This window comes from uncultured Thiodictyon sp., assembly GCA_903837595.1.
Classification (GTDB): Bacteria; Pseudomonadota; Gammaproteobacteria; order Chromatiales; family Chromatiaceae; genus Thiodictyon.
The window spans coordinates 1-8,157 of the sequence record CAILVI010000094.1 but is presented as its reverse complement, the minus strand read 5'-3'; the positions used below and the strand labels follow the sequence as shown (position 1 = coordinate 8,157).

General features: G+C 62.8%; 7 protein-coding genes and 2 pseudogenes. 2 read left to right on the top strand and 7 right to left on the bottom strand.

What is annotated here, in order from left to right; all coding sequences use genetic code 11:
* Both QZY44_RS05100 and QZY44_RS05095 read left to right on the top strand, forming a co-directional pair.
* Nucleotides 1-999: glycosyltransferase family 1 protein (locus QZY44_RS05100; protein ID WP_295443144.1), on the top strand; the 999-nt coding region annotated here is incomplete at its 5' end.
* A complete protein-coding gene (locus tag QZY44_RS05095; protein WP_295443141.1) occupies nucleotides 996-1,424 on the top strand; it encodes a PEGA domain-containing protein in 429 nt (142 codons plus the stop codon). The genes QZY44_RS05100 and QZY44_RS05095, both read left to right, overlap by 4 nt.
* Before the next feature lie 140 nt (nucleotides 1,425-1,564).
* On the opposite strand, the gene QZY44_RS05090 is transcribed toward QZY44_RS05095, so the two are convergent.
* The 7 genes and pseudogenes from QZY44_RS05090 to QZY44_RS05060 all read right to left on the bottom strand — a co-directional run.
* Nucleotides 1,565-2,335 (bottom strand): DUF2189 domain-containing protein, encoded by a 771-nt coding sequence (locus tag QZY44_RS05090; protein WP_295443138.1) that lies wholly within the window; start codon nucleotides 2,333-2,335, stop codon nucleotides 1,565-1,567.
* A gap of 618 nt (nucleotides 2,336-2,953) precedes the next feature.
* Complete coding sequence (locus tag QZY44_RS05085) at nucleotides 2,954-3,316, bottom strand: transposase (RefSeq protein WP_295443135.1); 363 nt, start codon at nucleotides 3,314-3,316, stop codon at nucleotides 2,954-2,956.
* Nucleotides 3,317-3,510: 194 nt separating this feature from the next.
* Nucleotides 3,511-3,966 (bottom strand): annotated as a pseudogene (locus tag QZY44_RS05080) (Rpn family recombination-promoting nuclease/putative transposase); the annotation flags it as partial.
* A 328-nt stretch (nucleotides 3,967-4,294) separates the two neighbouring features.
* Nucleotides 4,295-4,783 (bottom strand): annotated as a pseudogene (locus QZY44_RS05075) (class I SAM-dependent methyltransferase); the annotation flags it as partial.
* Between the two features lie 61 nt (nucleotides 4,784-4,844).
* Nucleotides 4,845-6,746, bottom strand: coding sequence for an asparagine synthase (glutamine-hydrolyzing) (gene asnB, locus QZY44_RS05070; protein WP_295443132.1), 1,902 nt, complete (start codon nucleotides 6,744-6,746; stop codon nucleotides 4,845-4,847).
* A gap of 9 nt (nucleotides 6,747-6,755) precedes the next feature.
* Entirely contained in the window at nucleotides 6,756-7,607 is an 852-nt protein-coding gene (locus QZY44_RS05065) for a glycosyltransferase family 2 protein (protein ID WP_295443129.1), read from the bottom strand.
* A 44-nt stretch (nucleotides 7,608-7,651) separates the two neighbouring features.
* Nucleotides 7,652-8,157: methyltransferase domain-containing protein (locus QZY44_RS05060; RefSeq protein WP_295443125.1), on the bottom strand; the 506-nt coding region annotated here is incomplete at its 5' end.

The window sequence follows — 8,157 nt, the reverse complement described above, 5'->3', positions numbered from 1 at the left end:
GTGCAGAGCTGGCACCCACGCCTGACGGTCATCGCCCTGCCTGATTGGACCGGTCACCCGGTGGCAAGCCTCTTCTGGCACCTTTTCATGCTGCCGGCGATGCTGCGGCGCTATGGCTGCGATGTGGTCTTCATGCCCGCGGGCAACCGGCGGCTCGCCTGGTCCTATGGGGTGCCCAGCGTTGGTACCGTGCACGACTTCTCCCAACTGCACGTCCCGCAGAAATACGACGCGGCGCGCATGTTCTATGTCATGCGGGTCCTGCCGCGGATGATGCGACGCCTGACCCGGGTCATCTCGGTCAGCGAGTCCACCCGCCGCGACCTGGAGTCATTCGCCCGGGTCCCCGCGGCGCGTATCCGAGTCATCTACAACGGTGCCGACCTCAAACGCTTCGCCCCCCGCCCTCGCGCGGTGGCGCGCGCGCAGTTGCCGCCGGCGCTCAAGATCCCCGACCCCTACATACTCTATATCGCCCGTCTGGAGCACCCAGGCAAGAACCATGTCCGCCTGCTGGAGGCCTTCGCGCAACTCAAGCGCGACACCGCCCTCCCCCACAAGCTGGTCCTGGTGGGCGGGCGCTGGAGCGGGGCCGAGGTCATCAAGGCGAGGGTAGTTGAACTCGGACTAACCGAGCAGGTCGTCTTCCCCGGATTCGTCCCCGATGAGGTGATCCCTGCACTCTATGCCGCGGCAGACGCGCTGGCCTTCCCCTCGCTGTTCGAGGGGTTCGGGATCCCGGTGCTGGAGGCCATGGCCAGCGGCACGCCGGTCTGCGCCGCCAATGCATCGAGCATCCCGGAGGTGGTGGGCGACGCCGGGCTGCTCTTCGATCCCTTGGACGTGCCCGCCATCACCGCGAGCCTCGCGCGCCTGCTCCAGGACCAGGAACTGCGCACGCGCCTGATCGCGGCGGGGATCGAGCGGGCATCCCACTTCACCTGGGACAAGGCCGCCCAAGGCGTTCTAGAGGAACTGGAAGCGGCCGCCGCCACGTGACCAACAGGCCAACCATCGTACTGACGCTCGCGCTCGCGGCCCTTAGCGGGGGCTGCGCCACCGCCAACCTGGATTGCAGCGCCGGGCCCAAACCGCGCTGCGACGCGGCGACCGAGCACTGCGTCGCCCCCCCGGACCCCTGCCGTTATATCCCTCCCGGCACCTCCAACGACCTGGTGGAGATCGAGTCGTCCCCGACGCCGGCGGCCATCTATGTGGACGGTAACTACATCGGAAAGACACCGCTGAAGCGCTACCTATGGTTCTCCAGCACCACCCGTGCAGTCACCGTGGTCGCCGAGCCGCTCTATCCGGGTCAGGCCCGCCAGGAGCAACACCTGCAGGTCCCGCCCCTGCCTAAGCGACTGAGCTTTTTCATGAATAATCCAGAAAAGACGGTTGGCGACGAGGCCGCGGTGCGGTAGTCGCGGCCGGGGGCCGCTCCTACGCCGTAGGAGCGGCCCCGGCCGCGACGCTATCACGCGCGGACCGGTATCATGAGCAACTGACCGAGGCCTAATTCAAGACTAGCCCCCTTCCCCAGCCCTCGTTATTCTGGCCCCGGCTAGCGGACCAAATCCCGGTAGGCATGCCAGGTCGCATGACCCAGCAGCGGAAACACCACGACCATCCCGACCAGATAGGTGGCAAAGCCGATCGCCACCAAGCCCACAATGAGCACGGACCAGACGATCATCGCCGGCAGATCATCCAGCATAACGCGCTTGCTGGTGTTGATGGCGGTCTGCGCATCGGCATCGCGATCGATGATCACCGGAATGGAGATGACCGACCGCGCAAAGACCAGGCCGGCCAGGATAGCGCCGATGACGACATAGGAAATCGCCTGGACCATGGTCATCTGATCGAGTACACCGCCCCAGAGGGTCCCACTGACGCTCGGCGCCGCGCTGCCCAAGGCAACCGTGAGAATTAGCGTCGAGACGGCGAACCAGAGGGCACCAATCGTCAGCAGGCCGGCGCCAAACCGCGCCAAGGCCTCACGATGGAGCCCGAGCACCGACAGCGAGGCGTCGAAATCGACGGCCTCGCCCGCCGCCCGGCGGCGCGACAGCTCGCACGGCCCCGCCGTCAGGAGCGGCCCCACCAGCAGAAAGCCGGTAATGCTGGCAGCGATCAGGTAGGGGTGCCGCCAAAAGCCGAGAATGATCGCCCCCATCACCGACACCATGAGCCCGTAGGCGAGGCTGGCGCCAGGCGAATGGTTCAGATCACCGAAGCCCCGCCACAACCAGACCAAGGGTCTGATCACTGACACGCGGCTGACAGACAAAGGTTGAACGGCGTACCCACCCAGGTGGTTTACGGTAGTCATGATCGTTCCTCCGAGAGATAGTTATATGTGCCGTGGTCACGGCGTTTGCCGAGCGATCGCGGGTCCGTTTCCGAGGCTAGATTATGATCAACAACCGGTCGAGGCACAAGGAGGAAATCGGATCATTCTTTGGTCATTGTATTTATATAATCAATGACTGCGACACTCAGCCCCCGGTCGGACGCAGGATAGTGATCCGCGCCAAACACAGGGCCGCCGGACTGGCCCTCATCGTCGTTCGGGTCGCCCCGCCGGCTGCTGCGGGTCGGTGCGATCCAGATCGGCGCGCGCTTTCGCGGAACCAGCGGGCCGGACCTCAACCCACGTGACCAATCGATGTCAGCAGCCGCCACGGGAAAAAAGAACTCAAAAAATCGCTGATGCCAGCGGTCAAGCAAGGCCTTCCGCGGCGAATCGTAGTCGTCGCGCTGTAGGGCGGGGAAGGCCGACCGATACCTGCCAGCGACCGGAACGACGATCAATGCCCGCGGGACCTTTGATCACGACTCCGGCCACCAGTTCTCGCCGCGACTCGTCGCGGCCGGGGGCCGCGACGGGTGGGGGGAATGGATCACGGCCACCTCGCCCATCTCAGAGTCTCCCAGCGCCGGCACGACCTCACCCGTCCGCAAACACAGCCTCCAGCGAGGGCACCGTCAGCGCCCGCTGGAACCAAGCCACGAGCTGCGCCGACTCGGCCTCCGCCAGCCGCACCGCAACCGCACCCGGCAAGGCACCGAACCGCGCCGCCAGCAGCTGCTCCAACAACTCGCGTTGGCCCTCCTGCCGACCATCCTGCCAACCCTCTTGCCGGCCCTCTTGCCGGCCCTCTTGCCGGCCCTTCCGAATCCCGATACGTTCAGCAGTGGTCACGTATTGCATGTGCTCAGCCTCCTCGATCGCCTGAATGCACCGATGGTAGTCTTCTTCCAACGCCTCCGGCAACGCCAACACCCAGTCGATGAAGGCATAGAGGCTCAAGATGTCGTCGCGGTCCAGGCCCAGCCGATAGAGCCATGGAGGTCGCCCTTCAGGGCAACGGCCTTGATCGCTGTTCGGGCCACCCCGCGAACATTCGTCGCGGCCTGGGGGCCGCTCCTCCCCGCGTAGGAGCGGCCCCTAGGCCGCGACGGGTTGCCACAAGAACAGGTCTCGCCGGAGCGATGACCAAGGCCGCGGGCCAGTGCGTCCGGCAAAGGGGCGATCAGCTCGGCCACGTCTCGCGCGGCCGTCCAACGCCCGCTGCCGTTATAGAGAACCCGCGGAAACACCGGCGGCAGACGCTCACCCGCCGTCACCGCCTGGCTCTTGATCAGGTCCTGATACAGCAGCCCGGTGTAGACCACCACCCGCACCGCCATCCAGGGATCGACCTGGCTCTGGAACTCGAACAGCAGGTACACATACAGCCAGTCCCCCGCCACCCGTACCCGCCAGATGATGTCATCCTCGCGCTCGCGCAGGTCGTCGCTGACATAGCTGCCGCCCTGCTTCTCCAAGGTGGTGAAGTCGATCAGCGCCAGCCAGTCCTCCTGCACAAAGTCGCGCAGCAGACCCTCGACCATCTCCGGATGGGAGAACAGATGCTTATAGGAGCCGTCGTGCGGCGCACCCGCCGGGTGGGAGGACACACGGAATCAACGTCGGCGTGGGGATCGGGACATGGCGCAGTGGGCGCGCGGGAGGGTGGGGAACACGGAGGCGATCCAGACCGATCGCACGGGCGGGCCATTTAGGGCACATAAGGCGATTTCCAGCAGTTGGCATAGAGCCAAGTGTCGGTGCGACTTAAGTCGCACCTAAATCCCATCCGACGGCCTTGATCGTCGTTCCGGGCAGAGGCCGCACCGTCATTCCGGCCGGGACGCCGGAATCCAAACCAGGCACGGCAATCTCTCAGCCAGCACGAACGCGCAGAATCCAGCTAGGCGGCCAGCACCATGATCAAGGCCTCCGGGGCTACTTGACCACTCGAATCAACATAAACAGCCCATTGCGAGCAAAGAACCGCCGAATCAGCCAACGTGGCCAGAGCACCCGCGCCACGTTCAGCAACACCCCCCGATGACGTTGACCCGCATCGGATGTCAGCAAGTCACCATGAGTCAACATCGTCGTAATGTCGCACTGCGAAAACCGCGAACACAGTTTCCGGGCCTCCGAGATGGTATAGGCCTTGGTCCCGGGGCTTTCGAGATGATGAGCATAGAGATCGGCAAAAGAACGCCATGGCCGACCAACCAAGAGCCCGTAGCGCAGCCAAAGCATCAAACCGATGACACTCGCCTTGTGATAGATCATCACCCGGGCCTGCCCCCCCCGCTTCAGCACCCGCCATACCTCAGCAACGGCCCTTGGCGTATCGGATCTGTGATACAACACACCCCAGGAATACACCTGATCGAACGACCCTTCGGGAAAGTCCAGGTTCTCCGCATCGCCCACGCCAACTGCGAGGTCAACCCAAACGCCGCCAGGCGTCGCCGTGTATGCTCGATCGCATGTTCGGTCAGTCGATAAACCGCCTGGCCCACAGCTCCATCGTCAATACCGCCCATTGCAGCATATACAAATCATCCTGCCCCGATTGACTCCGGGCGCGGGCATCCTGCAGCGCCTTATAGTCGAACCAACCGCGGCCCTTCACTGCGGACTCGGATGTCACCTCATGCCACATATCCGCCAAATCGTAGCGCAGCCATTTGCGATAAGGCGCCCCGAAACCCGCCTTCGGACGGTCGATAATGGCGTCCGGAACCAGACCCCGCGCCGCCTCACGCAACAACACCTTGGTGTCACGCCCCAGCAGCCAGGGATAGGGGTAGCGGGTAACCCGCTCGACCAGATCAAGATCCAACAGCGGCACGCGCGCCTCGATCCCGACCGCCATGCTCATCTTATCAGTATAATTCAGATTGTGATTGGGCAGATAGATCGCAAGGTCGCGTTCCTGCAACGCCGACAGCCCGGTCAGGCCAGTCTCGGCAATATGGCGCACGCAGTCGTCACGAAAGGTCTCAGTGCCCAAGGCATCCCGCACCGCCGGCGACCAGACCCGGCTGATCTCCGCCTGGGGCGTACTGGCACAGAGGTTCAGAAAGCGGGTCGCGGCCGGTTCACCCAATTCAGCCAGCACGCGCCGGACCCGCCGCAACATAGAACCAAACCGCCCTTCGCGGGCGCCAGGTAGGGCCCGCGTGAGACGGGCGATCAGGCGCCTGGGCGCCAACGGCAACCGATCCAACCCCGCCGTGGCATGCAACACCTGATAGCGCGGATAGCCACAAAAGAGCTCGTCGGCCCCCTGCCCGGACAACAACACCTTCACGCCCTGCTCACGCGCGAGCCGACAGATCAGATAACAGGCAATCGCGGCCGGATCCGCCAGCGGCTCATCCAGGTGCCAGACCAACTCCGGCCACAGGTCCGCCACCTTGGGCTCAATCACGATCTCGTGCAAGGGCAGACCGAGCCGCTGCGCCAGGTCGCGGGCGTGCGGCAGGTCCTCGCCCGCCCGGTCGAGTCGGTTATCCGCACTGGAATAGGCGACGGTAAAGCAATCAAACTTGGCATTGGCCTCGCGCGCCGCCAAAGCGGTGATCAGGCTACTGTCCAAGCCACCGCTGAGGAACATGCCAACCGGCACGTCAGCCACCATCTGTCGGCGAGTTGCCGTATGCAACTGTCGGCGCAGCTCAATCAATTCGCTCGGGCGATCCCGCAACGGCGTCCGACCGAATGGATTGGGCCAGTAGCGCTGGACGTCGAGCGCCCGGCCTTTGCGCCAGCGCAACAAACAGCCGGGCAGCAGCCGCTTGACTGAACGCAGCGCCGTGCGCCCATCGGAGGCATGGCAATAGCCCAGGTGCTGCTGAAGTGCGACGAAGTCAGGCTCGCGCGAAAGCCCGGGGTGTTGGAGAAGCGACTTGATCTCACTGCCAAACAGCAGCGTGCCAGGGTTGGGCTCCGCATAGTAGAGCGGCTTGACCCCGAGCGGATCGCGGGCGATCAATAGCTCGCGGTCACGCCGATCCCAGAGCGCAAAGGCGAAAATGCCGTTCAGTCGTTCGACAAAGGCAGCGCCGTGCGCCACCAGACCATGCAACAAAACCTCGGTGTCGCCGGTTGAGCCAAAACCATGCCCCCGGGCGATCAGGTCGCGGCGGAGCCCCTGAAAGTTATAGATTTCGCCATTGAAGACCAGCACAAAACGCCCGTCCGCCGAGTGCATTGGCTGGGCTGCGGCGGAGCTGAGGTCAAGGATGGCGAGGCGAACGTGCCCAAGCGCTAAGTCGGCGGCCGGGTCCTCAAACACACCCTCCCCGTCCGGGCCACGGTTCGCCTGACCGCCGTTCATCCTTGCCACGAGACCAGGCAGGAATTGACCCGCGTAGCCGACTAGACCGCACATCCGCAAGACCTATTCATACTGCCGCACCCGCGCATCCGGTTGACCTGCCCCATAGACCCGCCGGGTTGGCAAGCATCCGGTCAACTCGATCTCGCGGCGCTTGTATTCTATGAGCCGCATGACATCACCGCGTAATCGAGCCCAAGCGTACCCGACCCAACCCGTCCTCCAGGCACCGAGCCAAAGCCAGTTATAGAGGAAAAACAGCGCATAACGAAAAGGCAAGCCCCAGAATCGCTGCTTCAGCCACATCCGCCTTTGCAATGGCGTACCCAGCAAACGCGGATGATCGGCCAGCGCGGACTTCTGGTACGCGATGATCGCCTCCGCCGTGGTATAGCGATTTTGCTTCTCCAACCAATGATCCATATCAGGGCTATCATGGTGTTCGATCTCCCCGTGGACCTGAGAGATCGCACCCGCCACCACCGGATGCTCGTTCACAGCCACATCGGTAAAGCGACAATGTCCAGTTCGCCAGACACGCACCAACTCCTGCCTGACAGCTAAGGGGCGCCCCATAAACCACAGCCGACGCACCACTGAGACACCCATCGCATCGTCGCGCTCCATGACCTGGACCAGATTGCGCTTTACTTCATCGGATAAGCGCTCGTCAGGGTCCAGCTTCATGGTCCAGGGCGCGGTGATCCGCAATTCACTGAGCGCGAAATTCCATTGATCGCCAAACCCAAGAAAGCGGCGCTGGACGACCTGGACGCCATGGCGCAAAGCGATCTCTACCGTCTCGTCTTGGCTGAAACTGTCGACCAAGAAAACCTCCTGCGCCCAACCAGCCAGATTCCGCAGGACCGCCTCCATGTTGTGGCCCTCGTTGAGCGAGATCATCACCACGGCCACGGGCGCATCGCCCCGTTGCCAGTCCATCACCGCCATCTTGTCGTTCATGGAAATGGTAGAACGCTTAGAGGGCTGTTCGATCGTTTACTAGCGTAAACATTGATGATCATCCCCATGTGGGCTTGGTCAAGGCCCGACAATACAGCTCGCGTAGCATTGTAGGGAACCGAAACCAGCGGTGCCGCCCAAGCAGGCAGCCGCTTCTTGAACACATCACGCGGAATTCTCGACACATGTTGGACCCTCTCCACCTTGAAACCGTGCCGTTCCAACAACCGGCTTAAGCTGGATGGCGAAAAAAAGTTGAGGTGAGCAGGTGGGATAATATACGGCTCATTAATGCCAAAAATATACCTTAGGAAGCTGTCAAAATTAGGTACAGCAATAGCCAATATGCCACCAGTCTTCAACAAGCCATTTGCCTTGCTGATCCAGAGATTCACATCAAACGCATGTTCTAGAACCTGACTCATGACAATGGCACTGAACAGCCCATCCTTGAGCGCATGAACGAGAGCGGATGTGGGGGAAGGGGAGTAATCCTCAAAAG

Coding starts and splice junctions, on each gene's coding strand:
- QZY44_RS05090 (WP_295443138.1), bottom strand. CDS start 2,335: ATGACTACCGTAAACCACCTGGGTGGGTACGCCGTTCAACCTTTGTCT.
- asnB (WP_295443132.1), bottom strand. CDS start 6,746: ATGTGCGGTCTAGTCGGCTACGCGGGTCAATTCCTGCCTGGTCTCGTG.